17 protein-coding genes and 1 pseudogene are annotated in these 24,348 nt (G+C 72.9%); 8 read left to right on the top strand and 10 right to left on the bottom strand.

Annotated features, from left to right (window positions below):
* Window positions 1-160: 160 nt before the first annotated feature.
* Window positions 161-4,387 carry an SCO7613 C-terminal domain-containing membrane protein gene (locus M1P99_RS16440; protein ID WP_304453497.1) on the top strand — a complete coding sequence of 1,409 codons (4,227 nt, stop codon included), beginning with the start codon at window positions 161-163 and terminating at the stop codon, window positions 4,385-4,387.
* Between the two features lie 196 nt (window positions 4,388-4,583).
* On the opposite strand, the pseudogene M1P99_RS16435 reads toward M1P99_RS16440, so the two are convergent.
* Window positions 4,584-5,785, bottom strand: a pseudogene (locus M1P99_RS16435) (IS110 family transposase).
* Between the two features lie 222 nt (window positions 5,786-6,007).
* Here M1P99_RS16435 and M1P99_RS16430 point away from each other — a divergent pair.
* Complete coding sequence (locus tag M1P99_RS16430; protein ID WP_304453496.1) at window positions 6,008-6,427, top strand: pyridoxamine 5'-phosphate oxidase family protein; 420 nt, start codon at window positions 6,008-6,010, stop codon at window positions 6,425-6,427.
* A 93-nt stretch (window positions 6,428-6,520) separates the two neighbouring features.
* Here the strand turns inward: M1P99_RS16430 and M1P99_RS16425 are convergent, their stop codons facing one another.
* From M1P99_RS16425 to M1P99_RS16415, 3 genes are all read right to left on the bottom strand, one after another.
* Complete coding sequence (locus M1P99_RS16425; protein WP_304453495.1) at window positions 6,521-7,903, bottom strand: PhoH family protein; 1,383 nt, start codon at window positions 7,901-7,903, stop codon at window positions 6,521-6,523.
* A 270-nt stretch (window positions 7,904-8,173) separates the two neighbouring features.
* On the bottom strand, window positions 8,174-8,935 hold the full coding sequence (locus M1P99_RS16420) for an isoprenyl transferase (RefSeq protein ID WP_179822778.1): 762 nt from the start codon (window positions 8,933-8,935) through the stop codon (window positions 8,174-8,176).
* A gap of 97 nt (window positions 8,936-9,032) precedes the next feature.
* Entirely contained in the window at window positions 9,033-9,650 is a 618-nt protein-coding gene (locus M1P99_RS16415) for an RNA polymerase sigma factor (RefSeq protein WP_304453494.1), read from the bottom strand.
* A gap of 305 nt (window positions 9,651-9,955) precedes the next feature.
* Between M1P99_RS16415 and M1P99_RS16410 the strand changes: the two genes are divergently transcribed.
* A complete protein-coding gene (locus M1P99_RS16410; protein WP_304453493.1) occupies window positions 9,956-11,323 on the top strand; it encodes a serine/threonine-protein kinase in 1,368 nt (455 codons plus the stop codon).
* An 11-nt stretch (window positions 11,324-11,334) separates the two neighbouring features.
* On the opposite strand, the gene M1P99_RS16405 is transcribed toward M1P99_RS16410, so the two are convergent.
* From M1P99_RS16405 to mca, 3 genes are all read right to left on the bottom strand, one after another.
* A complete protein-coding gene (locus M1P99_RS16405) occupies window positions 11,335-13,458 on the bottom strand; it encodes a thioredoxin domain-containing protein (protein WP_304453492.1) in 2,124 nt (707 codons plus the stop codon).
* 81 nt (window positions 13,459-13,539) lie between these two features.
* A complete protein-coding gene (locus M1P99_RS16400) occupies window positions 13,540-13,857 on the bottom strand; it encodes a hypothetical protein (RefSeq protein WP_304453491.1) in 318 nt (105 codons plus the stop codon).
* A gap of 5 nt (window positions 13,858-13,862) precedes the next feature.
* Complete coding sequence (mca, locus tag M1P99_RS16395; RefSeq protein WP_304453490.1) at window positions 13,863-14,741, bottom strand: mycothiol conjugate amidase Mca; 879 nt, start codon at window positions 14,739-14,741, stop codon at window positions 13,863-13,865.
* 156 nt (window positions 14,742-14,897) lie between these two features.
* Here mca and M1P99_RS16390 point away from each other — a divergent pair, with 156 nt between their 5' ends.
* The 3 genes from M1P99_RS16390 (at window position 14,898) to M1P99_RS16380 (ending at window position 16,749) form a co-directional block, all read left to right on the top strand.
* A complete protein-coding gene (locus M1P99_RS16390) occupies window positions 14,898-15,314 on the top strand; it encodes a DUF4307 domain-containing protein (protein WP_304453489.1) in 417 nt (138 codons plus the stop codon).
* Window positions 15,315-15,489: 175 nt separating this feature from the next.
* Window positions 15,490-15,990: a transcription elongation factor GreA gene (gene greA, locus M1P99_RS16385; RefSeq protein WP_304453488.1), complete on the top strand. Its 501-nt coding sequence runs from the start codon at window positions 15,490-15,492 to the stop codon at window positions 15,988-15,990.
* A gap of 162 nt (window positions 15,991-16,152) precedes the next feature.
* A complete protein-coding gene (locus M1P99_RS16380; RefSeq protein WP_304453487.1) occupies window positions 16,153-16,749 on the top strand; it encodes an RDD family protein in 597 nt (198 codons plus the stop codon).
* Here the strand turns inward: M1P99_RS16380 and M1P99_RS16375 are convergent.
* The 3 genes from M1P99_RS16375 to M1P99_RS16365 form a co-directional block, all read right to left on the bottom strand.
* On the bottom strand, window positions 16,742-18,460 hold the full coding sequence (locus M1P99_RS16375) for a cation:proton antiporter (RefSeq protein WP_304453486.1): 1,719 nt from the start codon (window positions 18,458-18,460) through the stop codon (window positions 16,742-16,744). The two genes, M1P99_RS16380 and M1P99_RS16375, sit on opposite strands and share 8 nt — an antisense overlap.
* 131 nt (window positions 18,461-18,591) lie before the next feature.
* The gene (locus tag M1P99_RS16370) at window positions 18,592-19,998 is read right to left on the bottom strand and encodes a hypothetical protein (RefSeq protein ID WP_304453485.1); all 1,407 of its coding nucleotides are present in this window, start codon (window positions 19,996-19,998) and stop codon (window positions 18,592-18,594) included.
* A 126-nt stretch (window positions 19,999-20,124) separates the two neighbouring features.
* A complete protein-coding gene (locus tag M1P99_RS16365) occupies window positions 20,125-21,306 on the bottom strand; it encodes an FIST N-terminal domain-containing protein (protein WP_304455717.1) in 1,182 nt (393 codons plus the stop codon).
* A 194-nt stretch (window positions 21,307-21,500) separates the two neighbouring features.
* On the opposite strand from M1P99_RS16365, the gene M1P99_RS16360 reads away from it, so the two are divergent.
* Together M1P99_RS16360 and M1P99_RS16355 are read left to right on the top strand one after the other, a co-directional pair.
* On the top strand, window positions 21,501-22,922 hold the full coding sequence (locus tag M1P99_RS16360; protein WP_304453484.1) for a sigma 54-interacting transcriptional regulator: 1,422 nt from the start codon (window positions 21,501-21,503) through the stop codon (window positions 22,920-22,922).
* 300 nt (window positions 22,923-23,222) lie between these two features.
* Window positions 23,223-24,347, top strand: coding sequence for a VWA domain-containing protein (locus tag M1P99_RS16355; protein ID WP_304453483.1), 1,125 nt, complete (start codon window positions 23,223-23,225; stop codon window positions 24,345-24,347).
* Window position 24,348: the final 1 nt, after the last annotated feature.

The raw sequence follows: 24,348 nt of genomic DNA, 5'->3' as shown, positions 1-24,348 counted from the left end.
GGGTGTGGCGACTCTCTCGGTGTCCTCAGACGGAGACCGAAACCCCCGGTGTCCGGAAGCGGCTGGGCACGGCGCCACGGGCGCCCGGGATGACGCACAGGAACTTGCCCTGAGTACGTGTACGGATGCCATCGTCCGCGTTTGCCACCACTATGTCGGTATGAACGCCCACGGATCGCCTTCCCCCGCGGCCCCGCCCCTGCGGTGCCCCGACTGCGCCGCGCCGTTCCGGCCCGGTGCGGCGGCCTGCCCCCGGTGCTCCCTCGTTCTCGTCGGCCCGCTCGCGCAGCGGCTCTGGGAGATCGACACCCAGCTCGTGGAACTGGCCGACCGGTCGCGCCGACTGCGGGCGGAACGCACCGAGGTCCACCGACTCCTGCGACGGGAGTCCGTGGCACGCCCAGCGCCCGCCCCGCCGGCCCCGACCGCCGACCCGGCCCACGCCGCGCGGTCGGCCTGGTCCGAGCCCCCGGCGGCGGTCGCGAGCCCACCTCAGCGCGCGCGGCGGCGCTCGGAACTGTCGCGGCTCTCGGCCCAGAACCTCATCCTCGGGTTGGGCGGGCTGCTCGTCGGCATCGCCGCCCTGGTGTTCGCGGTGTGGACGTGGAGCGACCTCACCACGGGTACGCGCGCGCTGATCCTCGCCCTGACCACCCTGTTCTTCGCGGGCGTGGCCCTCCCCCTGCACCGGCGCGGGCTGACCTCGACCGCCGAGACCTTCGGCGCGTTGGGCGCCGCGCTGCTGTGCGTCGACGCGCTCGCCCTCTACCTGATCTCCGACGGGATCACCAACGGCGCCGGATACGCGGCGGCCGCGCTGGCGGTGATCGGCGCGCTGCTGGTCCTCTATCCGCTGCTGGTCCCCCTGCGGGTACCCCGGGTGATCGCGGTCCTGCTGGTCCAGCCGGTTCCGCTGCTGGTCGTGGCCGCCTCCACCTGGGACGGGCGCTGGGCCTGGACGGTGACCGCCCTCGCGGCGACCGCTCTGCTCGACGTGCTCGTCCAGGCCCGCCTCGGCGCCCCGCGCCCCGGTGTCCCCGTCCGCACCCTGCACGTGGTCGCGCTGGTCGTGTGGGCCGCCGCGATCGGACTCACCGCCCTGGCCGTGACCCTGATGTCCACCGTGACCGACCCGCTGCGGTGGTGGTCGGCGGCGGCCACGCTGCTGGCCGCCGGGGCGACCTCGCTGCTCCTGGCGCGGCTGCCGCGCACCACCCCCTCCGAGCGCGCGCGGGGACGGTTCCACTCCGTCACCGCGCTCCTGGCCCTCGGCCTGGTCCCCCTGCTCGCGGGCCCCACCCACCTGCCGGTCCTGCCCCGCCTGCCCGGGCGGGCGTGGTCCGGCGATCCCTCCCTGGCGATGCGCCCGGCCACCGACGTCCTCGCCCTGTTCCCCTACGGCTCGGCGACCCCGTCGGCGCCGGTCCAACTGGCGGCGATCCTGCTCGGTGCGGCCCTGGCCGTCGGCCTGGTGGTGCTGCTGCGCCGCGCGCTCCTCGTCCCCGCGCTGGCCCTGGTGGCTCCCCCGACCCTGCTGTCGGTACCGCTCCTGCTGGGCTTCCCGCTGGTGGCGGCGGCCGTGTGGGCGCTGCTGCTGGGCGCCGCGCTGATCGTGTGGGCCACGCTGCTGCGCACCGGCCACCGGAGCCGCGTCCCCGCCCTCACCGGGTTCCTCACCCTGCTGACCGGTCTGGCCTGGGCCCTGCCCGAGTGGTACACGTCCGCGGCGGCCCTGCTCCTGATGGCGACGAGCGCGCTGGTCGCCGCCCTGGCGGTGCGCCGGATCCCCGAGGGGCGCGCCGACGGCGCCGCCACGACCCTGTACGCGGTCGCGTCCGCCCTGTGGCTGGTGGTCCTCCTGGTCGGCGCTCCCCTGGTGGTCGCGCTCCTGGACATGCCGCGGCCGGACCGGGTCCAGTGGTGGCTCCTGGCCGTCCTGGCCCTGCTGGCGGGGGCGACCGCCCTCCGGCTCGGCCGGATCGCTCCCCCGTTCGTGAACGGATCCGCGCCGGATCCCCGACCCGCGCTGACGTGGGCCGGCCTGCTCCTGCTGCCGCTGGCGCCGCTGGCGGCACTGGTCCACGGGTCGCCCTCGGCTCCGCTGTTCGCCGGACCCCACGCGGTATGGGCGGCCCCGCTGGCGGAGATGCTCGAACCCGCGTCCGCCGTGCTGGGGTACTCCGCCCGGCCCGGAGCGGGCGCGGCCGCGCTGTCCGTGCTGGGCCTGGTCGGAGCCGCCGCCCTGGCGGTCGTGATCGTGCGGCTCGCCGATCCGGGGCTGGTGCCGGCCGCGATGGCCCTGACCGTCCCCGCGGCGCTGGTTCCGCTTCCGGTGGTCCTCGGCCTGCCCTACGTCGTCGCCGTGGTGTGGGCGCTGGCGGTCGGCGCCGCGCTGGCGCTGTCGGTGGCCAGGACCGGGGAGCGGCCGCACGCCTGGGTCGCCACCGCCACCGGGATCGCCACGCTCCTACTCGGCGTGGCGTGGGCCCTGCCGGAGCGGTACACCAGCCTGGTCGCCGCCGTCCTGGTGGCGTGCGCCGCCCTGCTGGGCGCCTTCGAACTGCGCCGCCTGGGCAGGCCGGGAACGGGCCGTTCGGGCTCGCCGGTCCGTCTGGTGTACGCCTCGGTGCTCGCGATCGGCGTCGTCGGCCTGGTCCTGGTCGGAGCGCTGGTGGTCGACTCCGCCGCGGCCGCCCGGCACGTACCCTCCGTCTGGGCCCTGTCGTCGCTGGCCGTCCTGGTCGTCGCGACGGCCGCCCTGGTCCTCGGACGCCTCCCCCACGCCGGGCCCTGGCCGGTGCCGGCCGCCACCGTGCGCCCGTCCGCGGGGGCCGCGCCCGCGCCCCAGGGCCTCGCCGGAGCGGACACGTCCCGCGCGTCGGGCACCGCCCCGCCGACGGGCGCGCCCGTCGGCGCACCCCCCGGTGCTCCGCGTCCGACGATCCACCCGGCGCCCTCGGTGTCCCCGTACAGCGTGGCGGGCCTGGTCCTGCTGACGCTCGCCCCGCTGGTCGCCGGGCCGCCGGGCCTGCCCGTCCTCGCCTTCGTCTCGCGGAGCCACGGAGTGGCGGCGGCGCCCCCGGAGGCACTCATCGGCCCGGCGCACGCCTTCCTCGGGCTTCCGGGGCCGACCGACACCGCCACCGGCCTGGCCTTCGCGGTCGGCTGTCTCCTGGCGGGCGCGCTGGCCGTGCTCGCGGCCCGGTTGGTGGACCGGCCCCGTGTCCCCCACGCCGCCGCGCTCGCGGGTCCGGCCGCGCTGCTCCCGCTGCCGGTGGCCCTCGGGGCGCCCTTCCTCACCGCCCTGGTGTGGACTCTGGCGGTAGGCGCCGGACTGGCCCTGTGGGCGGCGCGCCTGGCCGATCCGCGGCTGAGCCGACTGCCCGCCTCGACCGGCCTCTTCGTCCTGCTGCTCGGGTTCGGCTGGTCCCTGGCCGAGCCGTTCACGACCGCTGCGGTCCTGGCGTTCGTCGCGGTGACCGCCTCCTTCGCCGCGGCGCTGTCCCGGACGACGGTCACGGCCGTGGGCGCCACCGCCCTCGCCACCGCCGCCACCGGCGGCCTCGCGCTGGCGCTCCCGCTGGCCCTGGACGTGCCCGTCCAGCTCGCCGCCCTGGGGCCCCTCGTGGTGGTGGCGGGTGTGGCGGCGGTCGCGCCCCGGCTGCGGTCGCCGCTGTTGGAGGCCACGGAGGGCCCGGCCGCGGTGTGGGCCGTGGCGGCGCTGGGCATCAGCTCGCTCGCGCACACCCGGGTCGGGGTGCCGGGCCCCGACCGGTTCGGCGCGCTCGCCGAGCCCCGGCCGGAACTGGTCGCGGTCGCCCTGGCGGTGCTCGGTGTCATCGCCCTGGCCAGCGCGGTCCGTCCCGGTCGACGGCCGCTGGCCGTGGTCGGGGGCCTGCTGATGCTCATCGCGCTGTGGACGGTGCTGGCCGCCTGGGACGTGGGCGCCGCCGAGGCGTACACGGTCGTTCCGGCGCTGGCCGCGCTGGTCCTGGGCTGGGAGTGGAGCCGCAAGGCCGAGGTCCCCCCGTCGAGCTGGGCCGCCTACGGGGGCGGGCTCGCGCTGCTCCTGCTGCCCACGGTCGGGCTGGTGCTGGGAGCGGAGGATCTGTTCTGGCGGGTGCCGGCGGTACTCGTCGCCGGTCTGGCCGTGGCCGTGTGGGGGCTGCGCCGACGGCTCCAGGCCGCGCTGGTGATCGGCGGGGCGGCCCTGGTCCTGACCTCGCTGCGGGCCTTCGGTCCGCCGCTGTGGGACCTGGCCCTGCTCCTGCCGAACTGGGTCCCGTTCGCGGTGGTCGGCGCGCTGCTGCTGGTCGTCGGAGCCCGGTACGAGGCGAACCTGGCCCGCCTGCGCCGGCTCGGCCGCACGGTCGCGGCCATGCGCTGACCCCGCCCCGGAAGGCCGAAACCCCTCGGGACCCGAGGGGGGTGGGACGTCGACCGTGCGGCCTGCCCGGGCCCGAGGGGGGTGGTCCGGGCCGAAGCCGGGGCGAAGCGACCCGAGCCCCTTGACCTCGACCGCGGTTGAGGTCGCACCATCGGAACAGTCCGAGACCGACCCGAGGAGAATCTCAATGAGCGTGTCAAGGCGCTACGGGCCTGAGCGGAGCACTGCGCTCGAAGAGGCGGCCGTCGCGCAGCAGCGCCCACAGCACGTCCACGAGCCTGCGCGCCAGAGCGAGCAGGGCCTGCTTGTGCAGCATGCGCTCCCCGCGTTTCTTGCCGTAGAAGGCCCGCGAGGGCCCGTCAGCCTTGATCGAGGACAACGCGGCCAGGTAGAACACCCTGCGCAAACGCCGGTTGTAGCGCTTGGGCCGTCTGAGGTTGCCTCTCACCCGCCCCGAGTCCTTGCTGACCGGCGCCAACCCGGCGTAGGAGGCCAGGCGGCCCGAGTGGGCGAACGCCGCCAGATCCCCGCCGGTGACCGTGATGAACTCCGCTCCCAGGACCGGCCCCATCCCGGGCAGGGACTCGATGATCTCCGCTTGGGGGTTGGAGCGGAACACACCGGTGATGGTCTTGTCCAGGTCCTTGCGTTCGCGGTCCAGCTCCAGCAGCTTGGCAGCCAGGCGCTTGACCAGGGCCGCGGTACTGGCCTCGCCCGGGAGCACGAGGGTCTGGGCCTGGGCGGCCCCCAGCGCGGCGGCGGTGATCTTGGCCAGGCTGGGCCGGTGCGCGCCGTGCTCGCGCAGGTGGGCGAGGAGCCCGTCCTCGCCCGCGTCGCGGACCTCGGCGGGGGTGGCGAAGCCGGTGAGCAGGATCAGCGGGGACCGCTGGGTGTAGTCAAAGCGCGTTCCAGGCCGGGGAAGACCGCCCCGAGCAGGTCGCGGAGCCGGTTGACGCCGCGCACCCAGTCCGCGGCCAGGTCCGCCCGGTGGGCGGTGAGCCGGGCCAGCTCGGCCACCTGTTCCGGCGGGGTGGTGACCGTGGCCAGGTCCGGGCGCATGCGGGCGGTCTGGGCGATGACCAGGGCGTCCTTGGCGTCGGTCTTGGACTCGCCGAACGTGCTGGTCATGGTGTTGACCATGCGGCCGGGGACGTAGACCACGTCCTGGCCGGCGGCTCCGAGCACGGCCAGGAGCAGAGCGGCGTAGCTGTTGGTCAGGTCCACCGCCCAGTGGACCTGGCCACCGCCGGCGGTGGCCTTGTCGATGAGGGTCTCGATGGCGGTCTGGTCGTTGCGGACCTGCTTGGACCAGACCACCTCACCGCTGCTGTTGACGGCGGTGGCGTGGTGGTTGGTCTTGCCCGCGTCGATCCCGATCCACATCGGCCCTGCGCTCATGCGATGCCGCTCCTCGCTGTTGGTGGTCCCCGTGGACAGCCCCGCCACCAGGTCCCTAAACAGCGACTACTTCGCAGATCTCAATCAGAGGTCGGGGAGTCCCGGACGGTGGGGCGGCCATTCTCCTCGGGCCACCGGGGGCAGACACCCTGTCAGCCACACCCCACCGTCCTGGGCATCCAGAACATTCCGTCCTGAACAACCACAACCTTAGGGACCCCTGTGCCCGACACCGGTACCGACACGTCCGTGCCCGCCCCCGCCGACGTCGTCGAACGGCTGCGCGCCGATCGGAACGTGTGGCTGTGCACCCTGCGGCGGGACGGGTCCCCCCACGTCACCCCGGTGTGGTTCGCCCATCTGCGCGACCGCTGGTGGATCAGCGTGGGAGCCGCGTCGGTCAAGGTCCGCAACGCCGCCGCCGATCCCCGGGTCTCCCTCGCCCTGCAGGACGGGGACGCCCCCGTGGTCGCGGAGGGCCGCGCCACCGTCCGCACGGAGGACTTCCCGCCGGACGTCGTGGCGGCCTTCCAGGAACGGTACGGCTACGACATCCGCGTCCCCTTCGCGTGGCACGGGCAGGACCGCGCCCTGATGGAGGTGAACGTCACCCGCTGGCTGATGAGCGGAGCGGCGCGGTGACGTCCCTCTGCGGGGACCGACCGACCGCCCCGGACGGAAGCAGGGTCCGGGGCGGTCGGTGCGCGGCGGGACGGCCGTGGCGGGCCGCCCGGATCAGTTCTCCAGCATCTCCGTGACCAGCGCGGCGATCGGAGAGCGCTCGGAACGGGTCAGGGTGACGTGCGCGAACAGCGGGTGGCCCTTGAGCTTCTCGATCACCGCGACCACGCCGTCGTAGCGGCCCACCCGCAGGTTGTCCCGCTGGGCGATGTCGTGGGTGAGCACCACCCGCGAGTTCTCACCGAGCCGGGAGAGCACCGTGAGCAGGACCCCGCGTTCCAGGGACTGGGCCTCGTCCACGATGACGAACGCGTCGTGCAGGGAGCGCCCCCGGATGTGGGTGAGCGGCAGGACCTCCAGCATCCCGCGGTCCACGATCTCCTCGATGACGTCCTCGGTCGTCACCGCCGAGAGGGTGTCGTGCACCGCCTGGCCCCACGGGGTCATCTTGTCGTTCTCCGTGCCGGGGAGGTAGCCCAGCTCCTGGCCGCCCACCGCGTACAGCGGGCGGAACACCATCACCTTGCGGTGCTGGCGGCGCTCCAGGACCGACTCCAGGCCCGCGCACAGCGCGAGCGCCGACTTGCCGGTGCCCGCGCGCCCGCCCAGGGACACGATGCCGACGTCGGGGTCGGTGAGCAGGTCCAGCGCGACCCGCTGCTCGGCGCTGCGCCCGTGCAGACCGAACACGTCCCGGTCGCCGCGCACGAGCTTCACCGACTTGTCCGGCTGTACCCGGCCCAGCGCCTTGCCGCGCTCGGAGACCAGCACCAGGCCCGTGTGGCAGGGCAGGTCGCGGGCCTCCTCGATGTCGCTCGAGCCGCCCTCGAACAGTTCCCCGATCTGGTGGGCGGGCACGTCCAGCTCGGCCATGCCGGTCCAGCCGTGCTCGATGGCCAGCTCCGCGCGGTACTCGTCGGCCGGGAGCCCGATGGCGGAGGCCTTGATCCGCATCGGCAGGTCCTTGCTGACGAGGACGACGTCGCCCTCCTCACCGTCCTGGCCGGGCTCGCGCCCGTGCGGTGCGGCCTGGAGGTTGCGAGCCACCGTGAGGATCCGGGTGTCGTTGTCGCCCAGCCGGAAACCCGCCGGCAGGATCGACGGATCGCTGTGGTTGAGCTCGACGCGCAGCGTGCCGCCCTGGTCGTTCACCGGTACCGGATCGTCCAGGCGGCCGTTGGCGACGCGGAGGTCGTCCAGGAGACGGAGCGCCCGACGAGCGAAGTACCCGAGCTCCGGGTCGTGACGCTTGCTCTCCAGCTCGGTGATCACCACCACGGGGATGACCACCTGGTGCTCGGCGAACCGGGTCACGGCCATCGGGTCGGCGAGCAGGACGCTGGTGTCGAGCACGTAGACGCGCATTCCCTCTCCTACCTCCGGGACGGGGGTGGTGGGGGACTGGGTGTCGCGGCGATCGGTCGAGGAACTAGCCACTCGTTCTCCCCTTGGGCACCACTGGGGCGCCCTACTGTCACGGGATCATGGAGGACCGGGACCAAGCCCCTGAGGGCCGGGTCCGGCCCTCCTCGTCGAAGTTCCTCGATGACGCAGGAGTTCAAAGAGCCGGGGCCTCCCGAACGGGTGGACGAACGCCACCCGCCTGATCCGACGCTACGCGCCCGTGAACCCCGGGTCCAGGCCCCCGTCCCTCCACACGGTGAACACCGCGTTAAGGGGACGACCGACAGGGAGCTGCTGAGGGGATCAGGAGCCGAAGCGGCGGTTGCGCGCGCCGTACGAGCGCAGTGCACGCAGGAAGTCCACTCTGCGGAACGCGGGCCAGTAGACCTCGCAGAAGTAGAACTCCGAGTGCACGCTCTGCCAGAGCATGAAGCCGGACAGACGCTGTTCCCCGGACGTGCGGATGAGCAGATCGGGGTCGGGCTGACCGCGCGTGTAGAGATGCCGTGCGATGTCCTCGATGTCCAGGCGCTCGGCCAGCTCCTGGATACCGGTGCCCTTGGCCGCTTCCTCGTGGAGGAGCGACCGAACCGCATCAGCGATCTCACGTCTACCCCCATACCCGACAGCGACGTTGACAACCAGGCCGGGGTTGCCGGATGTGGCCGACTCCGCCTCCTTGAGCGCGCGGGCGGTGGAGTCGGGCAGCACGTCGAGGGCCCCGACGGGGCGTGTGTTCCAGCCCTCCTCGCGCAGTCGGGCGATGGTGGCCTCGATGATCCGCACCAGCGGGCCCAGCTCCGACTCGTCGCGGGTGAGGTTGTCGGTGGAGAGCATCCACAGCGTCACGACCTGCACTCCGAGCTCGTCGCACCAGCGCAGGAGCTCGAAGATCTTGTCCGCGCCGGCCTGGTGGCCCTGCTCGGCCGCCCGCATCCCGCTGCTCTTCGCCCACCGGCGGTTGCCGTCCATCGCGACGCCGACGTGCCGCGGGATCTCCTGGCTGGTCAGGCGGCGTTCGAGCCGCCTTTCATAGAGCCAGTACAGGGGGTCACGAAGCCCCATGGGCGAAACCTCTCAGAGCTGGAACATGGCCGACACGCACACTCCTGTGGCTGATGTGCCGACGGGGATGGGGTCCAGGGTAGTTCGCCGCGGGACTCTACGTCACTGTCAGGGATTTGCGCACGTGCTTGCGGCCCTGGTGGATCCGGGACTTGACCGTGCCCAGGGCGAGGTTGAGTTCGGAGGCGATCTCGTTGTAGTCCATCTGGCACAGGTCGCGCAGCACCAGCGGCGCCACCAGGTTGGGGCGCTCCTTCTCCAGCTGGTCGAGGGCTTCCAGCAGGTCGATGCGCGAGCCGGCGATGACGCTCGTGGTGCGGGGGTCGCTCTGCGGGGGCATGCGCTCGGCCTCGGTGGGGTACTCGGCCGAACGGCGCTTCATGGAACGGTAGGTCTGGCGGGCGGAGTTGGACACCACGGTGTAGAGCCACGTGGTGAAGAGCGAGTCGCCCTTGAAGCTGTCGATCTTGCGCGCCACACGCAGCAGCGCGTCCTGGCAGGCCTCCTCGGCGTCCTGCCGGTAGGGGAGGAATCGGGCGCACCGGCGCAGCACCTCGGGCTGGATCCGACGGAGCAGGTCGTCCAGCGCGGCTGCGTCGCCCGCCTTGGCCCGGCGCGCGAGCTCCTCCAGCTCCTCGTCGACGTTGCTCGCCACCCGCCTACGGGGCTTCGGTGCCGAGTGCTCGGCCTGGTCTTCGTATTCGCCACTGCTCATGGCTGGCTCTCTCCCTGGCTGACGGCGGACATCCGTCCGTTGGAGGACGCGCATGCGTCCACGATGGATCACGCGTCACGTGAACGCGGACCGACTCCTGTCGGCCCGCCGCCCGGCGGCCGGGTTTCGGCCACCCCATTCCATGGTGCACACGACTCTCCGGGCATTCCACCCAGTTTCGCCGCCTTCACGCACCGGTGCCACCCGAAGACGTGGATCATATCCACGAAAGCGAATGCGAACGCGTAGATGGTGTATTAGTGGGCAACGACCGCGTACGCACCCCCTGACAGACCGAGGCGGAAATGAGTCAACCGGAGGCCTTCGGGCGTTACCGCGTCATACGACGCCTGGGTTCCGGTTCGTTCGCCACGGTATGGCTCGCCCAGGACGATCTGCTCAACTATCCGGTCGCCATCAAGGTACTCGCCGAGAACTGGGCGCACCAGATGGACATCCAGCACCGTTTCCTGGAGGAGGCGCGCATCCTGCGCCAGACCGACTCCACGTGGCTGGTGGCCGTCCACGACGTGGACGTCCTGCCCGACGGCCGGCCGTACATGGTGATGACCTACGCCGACCAGGGCAGCGTCTCCGACCTCGTCAACCGAGGTCAGCTGCCCTTGGACGAGGCCCTGCGGCTGCTGACCGAGATCGGCCAGGGCATCACCGTGCTGCACAACCACGGCACGATCCACCGCGACATCAAGCCCTCCAACGTGCTGCTCCAGTCGTCACCCGTGGGTCAGAGGGTCCTGGTGGCGGACCTGGGGTTCGCCAAGTCCATCGACGAGGCCTCGGGCTTCACCGCGGCGGCGGGGACTCCCGGCTACATGTCGCCGGAACAGAGCATCCCCGGCGGTGACCTGGACGTCCGATCGGACGTGTACTCGCTCGGCGCGGTCGCCTACGAGCTCATCACGGGACGTCCGCCCTCGCGCCCGCCGGTGCGGATCGCACCTGGCCGGATCCGGCCAGGACTGCCCCCCGCGCTGGACGACCTCATCCTCTCCGCACTTTCGGTGGACCGTGAAAGCCGCCCGGCGGACGCCAAAACCTTCACCGACCGGGTCAGGGCGATCCGTATGGCGCCGGACCTGCCGCGCGCGGAGCCGTGGTGGCAGCGGTACCGGATGCCGTGGCGCCGCGTCGGCCTGCTGGCCTCGGCCCTGGTCGTCCTGGGCGGTGTGCTGACCGCCTCGGCCGGCACCCCCGGGGCGTCCCTGACCACGGTGCGGCTGGCGTCCCAGGGGATCTCCATGTCCGTCCCGCGCGTGTGGGCCAAGGACTTCCACCCGACCATGGCGGCCCGGCCGGCCGCCACGAGCGCGGGCGCCGACACGGGGCTGCTCGTGGCCACCGACGCCGCCCACTGGGACGACACGGAGATCCCCTCCTACGGGGTGTACACGACCGTGGTCCCCGGCTCGCGCTCCCTCGCGGGCGTCGCCGACGCCGACGCCTGCGAGGGCACCCCGCAGGAGCGCGGGGTCGACCTGAACGGCTGGGTGGGCTCGGCGTGGGACTGGCCCGACTGCAACGGCTCGGGCGCGTTCACCAGCGTCGCCGTCCACACCGAGGGCGAGCCCACCACCGTGTACATGGAGGTCCGCCAGCCGCACCACCGACCGGACCTGGTCGACGCGCTCGTCGATGGGCTGCGGTTCTCCTGATCCGGGGCCGGTCAGCCGGACGTGAGCTGGTCCCGGAGTTCTTCGGGGGTGGTGACGGGGAGCTTGCAGACGAAGCCCTCGCAGACGTAGGCCGTCGGGCGTCCGCCGAGCGGCGCGCGGTCACGCAGGAGCGGCACTCCCCCGTCGTCGACGCCGTCCCCTCGGGACAGGGCGGTTCCGAGCGGGGCCCAGCGCAGGGCGGTGCGCACCAGTTCCTCGGTGGCGGGGTCGGCCGGATCGCCGACCACGGCGACCGCGCGCGGCCCCGTGAGCAGAGCCTCACTCGCGGCCAGTCCCCAACCCGCGAACCGCGCGGCCTTCTCCACCAGCAGGGAGACCGCCGACAGGGCCGCCTCGGCGGCCGTGCGGTGGCGCTCGGACCCCGTGAGGGCGGCGTAGGTCAGCAGGGCGGAGGCCGCGGCGAAGCGGCCGGAGGGGGTCGCGCCGTCGGTGGGGTCCTGGGGACGGCTGAAGAGCCGCTCTGCGTCGTCGGCGGTGTCGAAGAAGCCGCCGTCGCCGTCGGCGAAGTGCTCCAGGACCGCGTCCAGCAGGCGCCCGGCCTCGTGCGCGTACCGCGCCTCCCCGGTGACACCGTGCAGGGCGAGCAGCCCTTCGGCGACGTCGGCGTAGTCCTCCAGCACGCCGGCGCTGGTCCCCGCCCGTCCGTCGCGCGAGGTCCGTACCAGCCGCCCGTCCACCACGTGCGTGGTCAGCAGCAGCTCCGCGGCACCGCGGGCGGCGCCCACCAGGCCGGGGCGCTCCAGGAGCGTGCCCGCCTCGGCCAGCCCTGCGACCGCCAGCCCGTTCCAGGCCGCCACCACCTTGTCGTCGCGTGCCGGGGGAACGCGTTCCGACCGGGCGTTCAACAGGGCCTCGCGGACGCGGTCGTAGCGCCACCGGTCCGCGGGCGGGGCCGGCAGCTGCAGGACGGAGGCCCCGCGCTCGAACGTGCCCTCCTCGGTCACGTGGAAGGTCCGGGCGGCGAAGTCGGCGTCCTCCTCGCCCAGGGCCTCCCGCAGCTGAGCGGGCGTCCACACGTAGTAGGTGCCCTCCTCGCCCTCGCTGTCGGCGTCCAGCGCCGAGGCGAATCCCCCCTCGGCCGTGCGCAGGTCGCGCACCATCCAGTCGGCGGTCTCCTCTGCCACCGCGCGCAGGACGGCGTGCTCGCTCGCCGTGACCGCGGCCCGGCCCGGGGGCCGCCGGCTCATGCGCGTGTAGGCGCGCAGCAGCAGGGCGTTGTCGTAGAGCATCTTCTCGAAGTGGGGCACGACCCAGCCCTTGTCGACGGAGTACCGGGCGAAGCCCCCGCCGAGCTGGTCGTAGATCCCCCCGCGGGCCATCGCCAGGGCGGTGCCGCCCGCCATCAGCGCGGCGGGGGTGGGCGATACCGGGTCGGAGGCCTCCGTTGAGGGCGGCAGCCCGTCCTGGCGCGAAGCGCCCCCGACGGGCGATGGCGGGCGACGGGCGGGATCGGCGGCGGTCTGGTGCGGCCGGGTGCGTTCGTCCTGGGCGATGAGGAAGGACAGCAGCATCGAGGGCGGGAACTTGGGCTCGTTCCCGAATCCGCCGTCGGCGCTGTCGTAGTCGCGCACCAGCGCGCGTACGGCCAGGTCGAGCCGGTCGGGCCCCGGGGGCTCGGCGGACGGCAGGGTCCGCGGCGCCGACAGGGCGTCGACCACGCGCTCGCCCTGGTCGAGGAGGTCGGCGCGCTTGTCCCGCCAGGCGCTCGCCACGCCTTCGAGGAGCCGCTGGAAGTACTCGCGCGGGAAGTAGGTGCCGCAGTAGAAGGGAGCGCCGTCCGGGGTGGCGAACACGGTCATCGGCCACCCGCCCTGGCCGGTCATGGCCTGGGTCGCCTCCATGTACACCGCGTCGACGTCGGGGCGCTCCTCGCGGTCCACCTTGATGTTGACGAACAGGCTGTTCATCCGGTCCGCGGTCGCCTGGTCCTCGAAGGACTCGTGCGCCATGACGTGGCACCAGTGGCAGGCCGCGTAGCCGACGGAGATCAGCACCGGCACGTCGCGGCGGCGCGCCTCGGCGAAGGCCTCCTCACCCCAGGGCCACCACTCGACGGGGTTGTCCGCGTGCTGCAACAGGTACGGGCTGGTCGCGTCGCTCAAACGGTTCGGCATGGTTCCACTGTGCCACCCGCCGCACCGGACGCGGGTCCCGCCCGTCCCGCGGGTCAGGGCGGGACGCGCGGGGCGCCGGTCCTAGGCGCCGCGGGCCGATCCCTCGTCGGGACCGCCCTGGGCGTCGTCCTTCGGGGCGTCCCCGGCTGTCGAGGCCGCGACCTCGGCGGGGGCCTCCTCCGGCTCCGCGCCGTCCGCGTCGGCCTCCGCCTCGGCGCGCTCCGCCTCCTCGGCGCTGCGCAGCGTGCCGAGCTTGCCCGACATGTTGCGCATGAGGAAGTAGAGCGCCGTGCCGATCGCGGCCACCATGAGGAAGCCCAGCACGCCCGGCGTCACGGAGTCGCGGTCGAGGTCGACGCTGTCGGCCAGGACCACCGCGGAGGTGAGAAGGGTGTTCATACCGCTCATACTCTCACTGCTTCTCGGACACCGTCGAAGAGGTCCTTCTCCGGGACCTCGGTGTCCACCAGCGAGCGCACCAGGTGGTAGTCCTCGGTCGGCCATGCCTCGGCCACGACGTCGTTGGGGATCGCGAACCAGAAGCCGTTGGGGTCGACCTGGGTCGCGTGCGCCTTGAGCGCCTCGTGCGCGACGTCGAAGTACTCGGAGCAGTGCACGCGGGTGGTGATCTCCCACGTGGGGCGGTCGCGGTCCTTGATCCGGTCCACCCACTCCGCGAACGGGTTCTCCATGCCGCGCTCGGCCAGGACGTCGGCGAGGGCGTCGAAGCGCTCGGCCGGGAAGGACACGAAGTAGTACAGCTTCAGCGGCTGCCAGGGGTCGCCCGCGTCGGGGTAGGCGTCGGGGTCGCCCGCGGTGTCGAAGGCCCGCATCGAGACCTTGTGGGTCATGATGTGGTCGGGGTGGGGGTAGCCGCCCTGCTCGTCATAGGTGAGGACCACGTGCGGCCGGAACCGGCGGATCGACGCGACGAGGGGCTCGGCGGCCTCGTCCACGGGCAGGGTGGCGAAACAGCCCTCGGGAAGGGGCGGAAGCGGGTCGCCCTCGGGCAGGCCCGAGTCCACGAAGCCGGCGAACTCCTGCTGGATACCCAGGATCTCGCGGGCCCTGTCCATCTCCTCGCGACGGACCTGACTGATGTTCTCCAGGATCTCGGGACGGTCCATGGCGGGATTGAGGATGTCACCGCGTTCGCCACCGGTCATGGTGACGACGAGCACGTCGACGCCCTCGTTCACATAGCGCGCCATGGTGGCCGCGCCCTTGCTGGACTCGTCATCGGGGTGGGCATGAACGGCCATAAGCCGCAGGCGCTCGGACAACGGAAGGGATCTCCTTGACTCGGTGGGCGGCCGCGCGGTCGCGGCCGTCCGGACGCCCCTCGCCCTCGGTCCCGCGACTCACGTACGGGCCGAGTAGGGGGGCTGTCAGGTCGGGGATATCTTAGACAACACCGTCCCCTTGTTCGGAGATTCCCGATGCAGCCGACCCCGGAAGAAGACCCCGTGAACAGTGCCGACCCCGCTCCCGCGCTACACAAGCGGCACGGCAACGGCCCGGTCTTCTTCGTCATCGCGACCGTGTTCGCGGTGCTGTGCGCCGTCGGGTGGGGCTACTCCGTCATGAGCTACAGCGGGCTGGGCGGTGGCGTGTACCACCAGGTGGTCTCGTACTCGGTGCCCTCGGCCGACGAGGCGGCCATCACCTACGAGGTCAACAGCCGCGGCGGCGCCGACTGCCTCATCACGGCGCTGGACGACCAGCACGTCGAGGTCGGCCAGACCAGGTCCTCCGTCGAGGCCGGGAACCGAATGGTCTCCACGACCGTTGACACGGTTCGTCAGGCTTCCACGGTAGAAGTGGCCTCCTGCAGGGAACAAGGTTCGCAGGACTGATCCCACAGACCGCCCCTGCCGGTCCCGGCCACCACCGCTGAACCGACGCGCCACCACACGCCGTGCACCGGCGGCCTCCGACGAGGAGACCATTGGCCACGACGCACGGTGATATTCTCGTAAGTTCAGCTCTGGCCGCCTGGTGGCCTCTGCTACTAGCACTCAAGGAGTTCCCGTGACCCAGACCCGCGATGAGAACGTCACCTGGCTCACCCAGGAGGCGTATGACCGGCTCAAGGGAGAGCTGGACCGCCTGTCGGGGAGTGGTCGCATCGAGATCGCGGAGAAGATCGAGGCGGCCCGCGAAGAAGGCGACCTCAAGGAGAACGGCGGATACCACGCCGCAAAGGAGGAGCAGGGCAAGATGGAGGCCCGCATCCTCCAGCTCACCGAGATCCTGCGCACCGCGCGCGTGGGCGAGGCTCCCCGCACCGAGGGCGTGGTCGGCCCCGGCATGACCATCACCGTCAAGTTCGACGGCGACGAGGAGGAGGTCACGTTCCTGCTCGCCTCCCGTGAGGAGAGCGGCGCCCCCATCGACGTCTACTCTCCCCGGTCCCCCCTGGGCGCGGCCATCAACGGCAAGCGCGTGGGCGAGAACGTGAGCTACAAGCTCCCCAACGGCAAGAGCCTGGGTGTCGAGATCATCGACGCGGTCCCCTACAGCGGCATGTGAGCGGTACACGGCGTTCATCGAAAGGGGCGGCCGCGGCCGCCCCTTTCGGTGTATCCAGGGGAGATGGCGTGTGGCGTGACGGCGCCCCTCGGTACTCTGGGGCGTGCGCCGGCCCGCGACGCTCACGGTGACCACCACTCCGACGGAGAGACGCCCACACCGATGTCCTCGCCCCACTGGAACCCCCCTCAGCACGATCCCCGCACCGCCGGCGGTTGGGAGATGGCCGGATACCCGCACGGTCCCGCGCCGGTGCCTCCGCCCGGTTGGGGGCCTCCCGCGGCAGCCCCGCGTCCCCCCGCCCTGGAACCGGCCTCGTTCGGCCGCCGCCTGGCCGCGCGGACCATCGACTACGTGCTGGCGGGCATCACGGCCGTGGCGTTCTTCTTCGTCATGACGGTCGTGACGGTGGCCGTCACCGGCAACACCGACTCCACCGACGGCGAGGTGACCCTGTGGGCCCTGCTGTGGGTGTTCGGGTGGGGTCTGCTGCTGTTCTTCTACGACTGGCTGTACCTGGTCACGTGGGGCCGCACCATCGGCAAGCTGTTGGTGGGGATCAAGGTGGTCGCCGCCGTCGACGGCGGACGGCTGACCCAGGGCCAGGCCGTGCGGCGGTCCGCGGTCTTCTGCCTGCCCCAAACCCTGCCCGTCGCCGGGCACCTGTTCTCGCTCGGGGAGTCGATGGCCGCGCTCGGCACCAGTGCCCAGGCCCTACACGACCGTTCGGCGGGCACGCTGGTCGTGCGCGTCAGGTAGGCGCGGAACCGGCTCCGGTCCCGGTGTCGGGACCCGCCCCGGTGTCGGGGCCGGGAGCCGTGCCCGGGGCGCCGGGGCCTTGACGGTCGGCGTGCTCGCGGACCAGGCTCAAGATGGCGTCCGCGCCCCGTGCGTAGGGTTCCACCACCACATCGGCCCCGGCCGCGCGCAGCCGCTCGGCGTCGCGCCGGGTCAGTGTGGACAGCACCACCGTGCCCGCGTACTCGTGGTGCTGGAGCGCGTGCAGCAGGACCAGATCGACGTTGGACGACGGGATCGCGCTGATCACCATCGGCGTGGTCGCCAGCGGCAGCGACTCCAGGAACTCCACGTCCTCGGCACTGCCGTACACCGTGGTCACCCTGGGGTGGAGCTTCCGGGCGACCCTCTGCGGGTCGTAGTCCACGGCCAGGACGTCGTACCCGGCCTCGGCGACGCGCTGGGCCGTGCTCCGCCCCATCCGGCCCAGGCCGTAGAGGATCACGTCCGCACGCCCCACCTGGTCGGCGGGCAGCCGCCGGGACCGGCCGATGCGGTCCAACGGCTCCAGCCAGCGCTTGACCCGGTCGTAGAGCTGCTTGGAGTACAGGATCAGGTACGTGGAGAAACCGATCGTCACCAGGCCGACCACGGTCACCAGGCTCAGGGTCGTACTGGTGATGTGGCCCAGGCTCAGCCCGAGGGCGGCGAGGATCAGGGAGAACTCGCTGATCTGGGCGACCGAGAGCCCCGAGAGGAAGCCGATGCGCACCGGGTACCCCATCAGCCGCATGATGAGCACGACGATGATCGGGTTCCCGACCAGGACGAACAGCGACAGCACACCGGCCTCGAACAACTGGCGCGAGGCGTCGTCGAACTCCAGCTGCGCGCCGAGCTGGATGAAGAAGAACAGCAGCAGGAAGTCCCGCAGGCTCACCAGGCGGGCGCCGAGCGCGTCACGGTAGGTCGTCGAGGCCAGGGACATGCCGGCGAGGAAGGCGCCCACCTCCAGGCTGAAGCCGAGCCACTCGGTGAGCGCCGCCACGGACACCGCGTAGGCCACGCCGAAGATGACCAGGAGCTCCTGCGAGCGCGCGATGAAGTGCAGGAGCCAGGGCAGCACGAACCGCGACAGCAGCGCGAGACCGACCAGCAGCCCGACCCCGGTGCCCACGGTCAGCGCGATCCGCACGGGCATGGGCTCCGTGCTCTCCCGGCCGAAGGACGTCAGCACGATCATGACCAGGACCACGACGATGTCCTGGACGATGAGGAAGCCGACCGCGATGCGGCCGTGCAGCTGGTCCAGCTCCCGCTTGTCCGAGAGCAGCTTGACGATGATGATCGTGGAGGAGAAGGTCAGCGTCACCGCGACGTAGAGGGCGGTGACGGGGCCCATGCCCAGACCGAGGGCGATCCCGTAGCCGATGACCGAGGTGAACACCACCTGGCCGATGCCGGTGGCCAGGGCGACGGGACCGGTCGTGCGGATCAGGTGCAGGTCCAGCCGCAGGCCGACCATGAACAGCAGCATCGCGATGCCGGTCTGGGCGAGGAGTTCGATGACCCCCTCGTGCGAGACCAGGCCCAGGCCCACCGGGCCGACGAGGATACCGACGGCGATGAAGGCGACGATGAGCGGCTGCCGCAACAGGTTCCCGACCAGCGCCACGGAAGCCGCGACCGCCAGGACCGCGGCGAACACCCAGAAGTCGTCTGCAGCCGTCATTGTCCTGATCGAAACACATTCGTGCTGCTCAAAGCGAGTATGAACCGCAAAATCCACCCCCGGATCCGGGCGGCCCCGCCGGGTGCGCGCCGCCGCGCCCTTCGGCGGCGCGCGCGTCCGAGGGCCACGCCCTACGGCTTCGGAAGGGCGGTGCCCGGGTCGCACTCCGGTGCCTCGCCGCCGCCGTCGGCGAACACCGCCGGGACGTAGTGGCCCTCACCGATCCGGTACCAGGTCTCGCTGGTCCCGAACGGCCCCGTGGCGCGGTCGCCCGCGGTCCGGCAGCCGACGTCCACATTGGCCGCGTGGGCGGCCAGGCCCACCGGGTCGTACTCCAGTCCCGGGCCGCCGCGCACGATCACCGGGTCGCTCCGGGTGCTGGTGGCGATCTCCGCGCGGGCGCGGTACTCGCCGGTCCACAGGTAGTCGACCTCCACCCAGCCGTTGGTGGGCAACTGGAGTCCGTCCCGGAACGCGCCGTCGGCCAGGTCGATCCCGGCGGGATTGGCCACCCTGCGGCCGAAGCCGTCGAGGCCGTCGTTGTAGCCCTCGGCGTAGGCGGCCTGCGCCTGGGGGCGGCCGCGGTCCAGGTCGCGCCAGGACTGGCGGTCGTCGTTCCAGTGGTCGTCGGTGATGTTCCACGGGCCCACGTCCCACACGGGCAGGTAGGCGCAGCGCGGTTCGTGGTTCTCGGTGTCGCCCTTGCCCTGGGGGCCGAGCGCGCCTGTGGTGCACACGCGCACGGTGTACTCGCCGCCGCCGCGCGTGGCGAGGCCCCTCCGGGAGGGCAGGGCGACGAAGTGGTCGTCGGGCCGCACGGTGTGCCCGTTCGCGGTGGTACCGCCCACCAGTCCGATGCGGGTCGCGAAGAGCCGCGCGGAGTAGGGCGCTTCGGGCACGGCCTCGTCGTCGGTCCCGTCACCGCCCTCGTAGCCGCTCTCCCCGTCGGCCCCGTCGTCGGTCCCGTCACCGCCCTCGTAACCGCTCTCCCCGTCGGCCCCGTCGTCGGCCTCATCGTCGGCCTCCGGCACGGGGGGCGGCGGAAGGGGCCGCACCTGGACCCCGTCGATCGCGGCGTCGATGCCGTCCACCACCACCCGTATCTGGACCTGGGACACCTCGGAGTCGAGGGTCACCGGACCACCGCTCTCCGGTACGGGGTGCCACTCCGTCCACATCCCGTCGAGCCTGGTGCCGCGCGCCTCGGCGGCCACGTCCTCGGCCGTGCCGTCCGCCTGGATCCGGACGTCCAGGACGTCGGTGGCCTCCTCCAGGGGCTGGTGGGGAAAGGTCGCCAGCCCGCTGCGCGCCAGCCCCGGCTCACGGCGGGGCGCGGCCGGGGCGCCGCGCCCCCCGGTGTCCAGGCGCAGTGCCCCGTCGTCGAGCACCAGCCCGACCCGGTCGGCGGACTCCAGGTCCTGCTGGAGCCACCCGTCCTCCGCGTGCGCCAGGGGCACGGCCGTCGGCAGCAGCAGGACGGCCGCGCCCAGCACCGTCAGGGTTCGCACCGTGGAGCTCTCACTCCGGTCGTCGGACATCACGCCATCCCCACCCATCACCTGGAGCACCACAAAGAGTCACTCTTAGTAATCACCCTGATGTGGGCACACTCAAGGAGCTTGTGGCGAGTGTTGGTGATCCGCCGGTAAAAGTCCGACTCGCCCTCAGCGGGCGAAGGCCAACAGGCAGGCGGTGAACTCGTGCACGTGGTTGACCCCGCTCACCGGACCGATCTCGCCCGCGGCGAAGAGCCCGGCGACCGCGTCCACGCCCAGGATGCGGCGGACCGCGAGCACGTCGTGGTCCGCGCGCGGGAACAGGGCGGAGCCGCGGCCGTTGCAGGAGAACAGCAGGCCGGCGCCGACACTGCGGTCGGTACCGAAGGAGGCGAGTCTGCGCGCCAGGTCCTCGTCGGCCGTTCCGGCGTCACGAACCTGGAAGCGCACGGTCTGCCCGACCTCCACCATGTCGCCGATGGTGAGCGCGCCGATCTCGGGGTCCGCGCCGCTGAGCGAACGGATCAGGAAGTCGCCCTGCTCGTGGTGGTCGGCGTACTCGTCCATGGCGATGCCGATGTGCAGCCCCTGCGCGGCCAGCTCCCGGTCCTCCTCGGACAGGCCGTCGACCAGCTCCTCCAACTTCTCGTAGGCGTTGGTGCCCGCCAGCTCGACGAGCAGGTTGCCCTCGGACTTGGTCACCGTCATGCTCGGGCCGATCGGCCGGCAGCCCTGGCTGACCACGGTGCCCAGCACACCCTCGCCGCCCACGAGGACGCCGATCGCGCCGTTCTCCGCGACGTCGCCGTCGACGAAGAGCCGGACCGACTCCTCGCCGCGCAGCCCGTCGGCCATCCCGCCGACGACCGGCAGGCCGTGGAGGGCGTCGGTGGACTCGCGCACGAACGCCTGCGTGGGGAACTCGTAGGGGTTGGAGAGCAGGATGGCGGCCCGGTCCCGGGGGCCGGGCTCGCGCATGCCGACGACGGCCAGATGGTCGCCCTCGATCACGGTGTCGAGCCGGAACGGGGTGATCTCGACGTCCGGCAGGCTGGCGCACCAGACGCTGACCGCGCCCTGGCCCTCCACCCCCCGGCCGCCACCGATCACCCCGGTGGAGCTGCATCCCAGGGTGACGGCGTCCCCGGCGAGCGCCATCACACGCTTGCCGGCGAGGGTGACCTCCTCGGGATCCGCCCCGCACACGAAGAAGCACAGCAGGTCGGCGCCGCCGGCCTCGGCCGCCGTCGGCGCGCTCCCCTCCAACTGCTCCAAGGCCGTCATGACGGCGCGTTCGGCCGCGTTCACGAGGTCGGCCCCCGTCGTCAGTGCATCGCCGAACCGTGCCACCTGCCGCCACCCCGCTTCCACCGACGCCTCGCGCCGGATCTCGGACTCCGCCGTCACGCCCATTCTTCCACTCCCGCGCCGAACCGGCCCTGTTCTCCTCGACCTACCACCCGTCACCCCGGTGTCCACTGCGCGAAGCGTGTACGACCACGCCTCTCAGCGGCGTCACCGCGGCCGGTACGTACACTGCGGGAGTGACCCACGACTCACCCCCGCCGACCGGTCTTCCCCTCACCCTCGCCGGCCTGCGCGCGTCCGGCCACGTCCACCGGCCCGTCGCCGTCGAGGTGCGGGAGAACCTGCTCCGGCGCATGGGCGCCGGCGAGGCCCGCTTCCCGGGCGTGCACGGCTTCGACGCCACCGTGCTCCCCCAGGTGGAACGGGCCTTGCTGGCCGGGCACGACATCGTGCTGTTGGGCGAGCGCGGTCAGGGCAAGAGCCGGCTGATCCGCGCCGTCGCCGCCCTGCTCGACGAGTGGTCCCCGGCCGTCGCCGACTGCCCGATCAACGACCACCCCTACGCCCCCGCCTGCCCCGGCTGCCGACGGCGCTCGTCGGAGGAGGGCGACGCCCTGCCCGTGGTCTGGCGGCACCGCCGGGAGCGCTACGGCGAGAAGCTGGGCACGCCCGACACCGGGGTCGGCGAACTGATCGGGGACGTGGATCCGGCACGGCTGGCCGAGGGGCGCTCGCTCGGTGATCCCGAGACCGTGCACTACGGACTGGTGCCGCGCGCCAACAGGGGCGTGTTCTGCGTGAACGAGCTGCCGGACCTGCCCGCGCGCGCCCAGGTGGCGCTGTTCAACGTGTTGGAGGAACGCGACCTCCAGATCCGCGGGTACACCCTGCGCCTGCCCCTGGACATCCTGGTGGTGGCGAGCGCCAACCCGGAGGACTACACGAACCGGGGGCGGATCGTGACGCCGCTCAAGGACCGCTTCGGGGCCCAGGTGCGGACCCATTATCCGCCCGAGCTCGACGACGAACTGGCGCTGATCCGGCAGGAGGCGGACCTGCCGACGGGCACGTGCGTGCCCTCGCACCTGTTGGAGGCCGTGGCGCGCTTCACCCGGCTGGTCCGGGCGAGCAAGAAGGTGGATCCCCGCTCGGGGGTCTCCGTGCGCTTCTCGGTGGCCGCCGCGGAGACCGTGGCCGCGTCCGCCCTGCGCCGGGCGGCCATGGTCGGCGAGGAAGTGCCCGTCGCCCGGGTGTGCGACCTGCCCGCGGTGGTGGAGCCGCTTCTCGGCAAGGTCGAGTTCGACATCGCCGCCGAGGGCCGGGAGGCGGACGTGTTGCACGCCCTGCTGCGCCGGGCGACCGCCGAGGTCTTCCGCGAGCGGCTGGGCGAGGCGGACCTGTCGCCGCTCGGTGACCGGTTCTCCGGTGGTGCCACGGTGGAGACCGGCGACCTGGTCGGAGCCGCGGAGCTGCTGCGCCGGGTCGGCGGGGTGCCGGGGCTGGCCGACATGATCTCCCGTGCGGCGCCCGAGGAACAGGACGGACCGCCGACACCGGGGTTGGCGGCGGCGGTGGTGGAGTTCGCCCTCGAAGGGCTGTTCCTGGAACGGAGGCTGTCGAAGGACACCGTCCCCGACGGCGGCGTCTACCGTTTCTGACCGCCTATGACGGCGTCGGGGACGCCGCGAGGGGGCACCGGGCGCATCGCGCCACCGTTGAGGGTGGAAGCCCCCCACCCTCCGCACAGCGGACACCCGGGGCGATGGAGGGAGACGGCAGGAAGGAACCGGGCGCATCGCGCCACCGTTGAGGGTGGAAGCCCCCCACCCTCCGCGCAGCGGACACCCGGGGCGATGGAGGGAGACGGCAGGAAGGAACCGGGCGCATCGCGCCTCCGTTGAGGGTGGAAGCCCCCCACCCTCCGCACAGCGGACACCCGGGGCGATGGAGGGAGACGGGTGGGACGGTTCCGATACCGCCGCTACACCGGCGGCCCCGACCCGTTGGCCGAGCCCGATCCGCCGGCCGACGCGGCCCTGCGAGCCGTCGACGAGCTCCGTGCCCTGGTGGCGGCGGCCGAGGCGGACTCCGACGCCCACCGCGCGGAACTGGCCGCTCTGGAGGCGGCCCTGTCCCGCTACGGGGAGGGCGATCGCGCGGCACTGGCCGAGATGGACCCCGCCGACCTGCGCCGCCTGCTGGGCCCGGAGGGCGAGGCGGCCCGGGCCCGCCTGGACTCGGCCGACCACGGCCTCAGCCCCCGCGAGCTCCGCCGCCTCGGCGACGCGGCGCTGCGCGACTTCGAGAAGGGCCGGGGCGCGCTCCCCGGCGGGCACGCGGGCCCCGCGGGCCCCGGCGGGGCCACCGGCGAGCCCACAGGCGCGTTCCTGCCGTACGAGGCCGCCGGGGACCGGCCGCTCGACGCGCCCGCCACCGCGCGCGAGGCGGCCCTGCGCCGCGCCCGCGCGGCGGGCCCCTCCCTGCTCCCCGAGGACCTGCGGGTCGCCGAGACCGAACCGGAGTCCGCCGCGGCGGTCTCCCTGCTCATCGACCTGTCCCACTCGATGGTGACGCGCTCGCTGCACGAGGCCGCCACCCGGGCGGCCCTGGCCCTGCACGCCCTGGTCCGTACGCGTTACCCCGAGGACCGGGTGCAGGTGGTCGGCTTCGGCGAGAGCGCGGTCGAGCTCACCCCCGCCGAGCTGGTCGCGCACGACTGGCGCCGCGTCCCCGGCACCAACCTGCACCACGCCCTGCGCCTGGCACGGGGCCACCTGCGACGGCATCGCGGGCTCGTGCCCCGGGTCCTGGTGGTCACCGACGGCGAACCCACCGCCCATCTGGGCGAGGACGGCGGCGCGCGGTTCGCCTGGCCCCCCGTGCCGCGCACGCTCGAGGCGACCCTCGCCGAACTGGACGCGGTGCTGCGCGCGGGCGCCGAGGTCACCTTCGTCCTGTTGGCCGACGACCCCCGGCTGCGCGCGTTCCGGGCCCTGGTCGAGCGCCGTCGGGGCGTGCGGGTCGTGGACGCCGACGCCGACCTCCTCGGCCCCCTGGTCCTGGACCGGTACCGGCGGCGCTGAC

Origin of the sequence: Nocardiopsis sp. YSL2, from assembly GCF_030555055.1 — a bacterium.
Taxonomy (GTDB): domain Bacteria; phylum Actinomycetota; class Actinomycetes; order Streptosporangiales; family Streptosporangiaceae; genus Nocardiopsis.
Note: the sequence above shows the minus strand (reverse complement) of the source record. Positions and strands in the feature narration are given on the sequence as shown.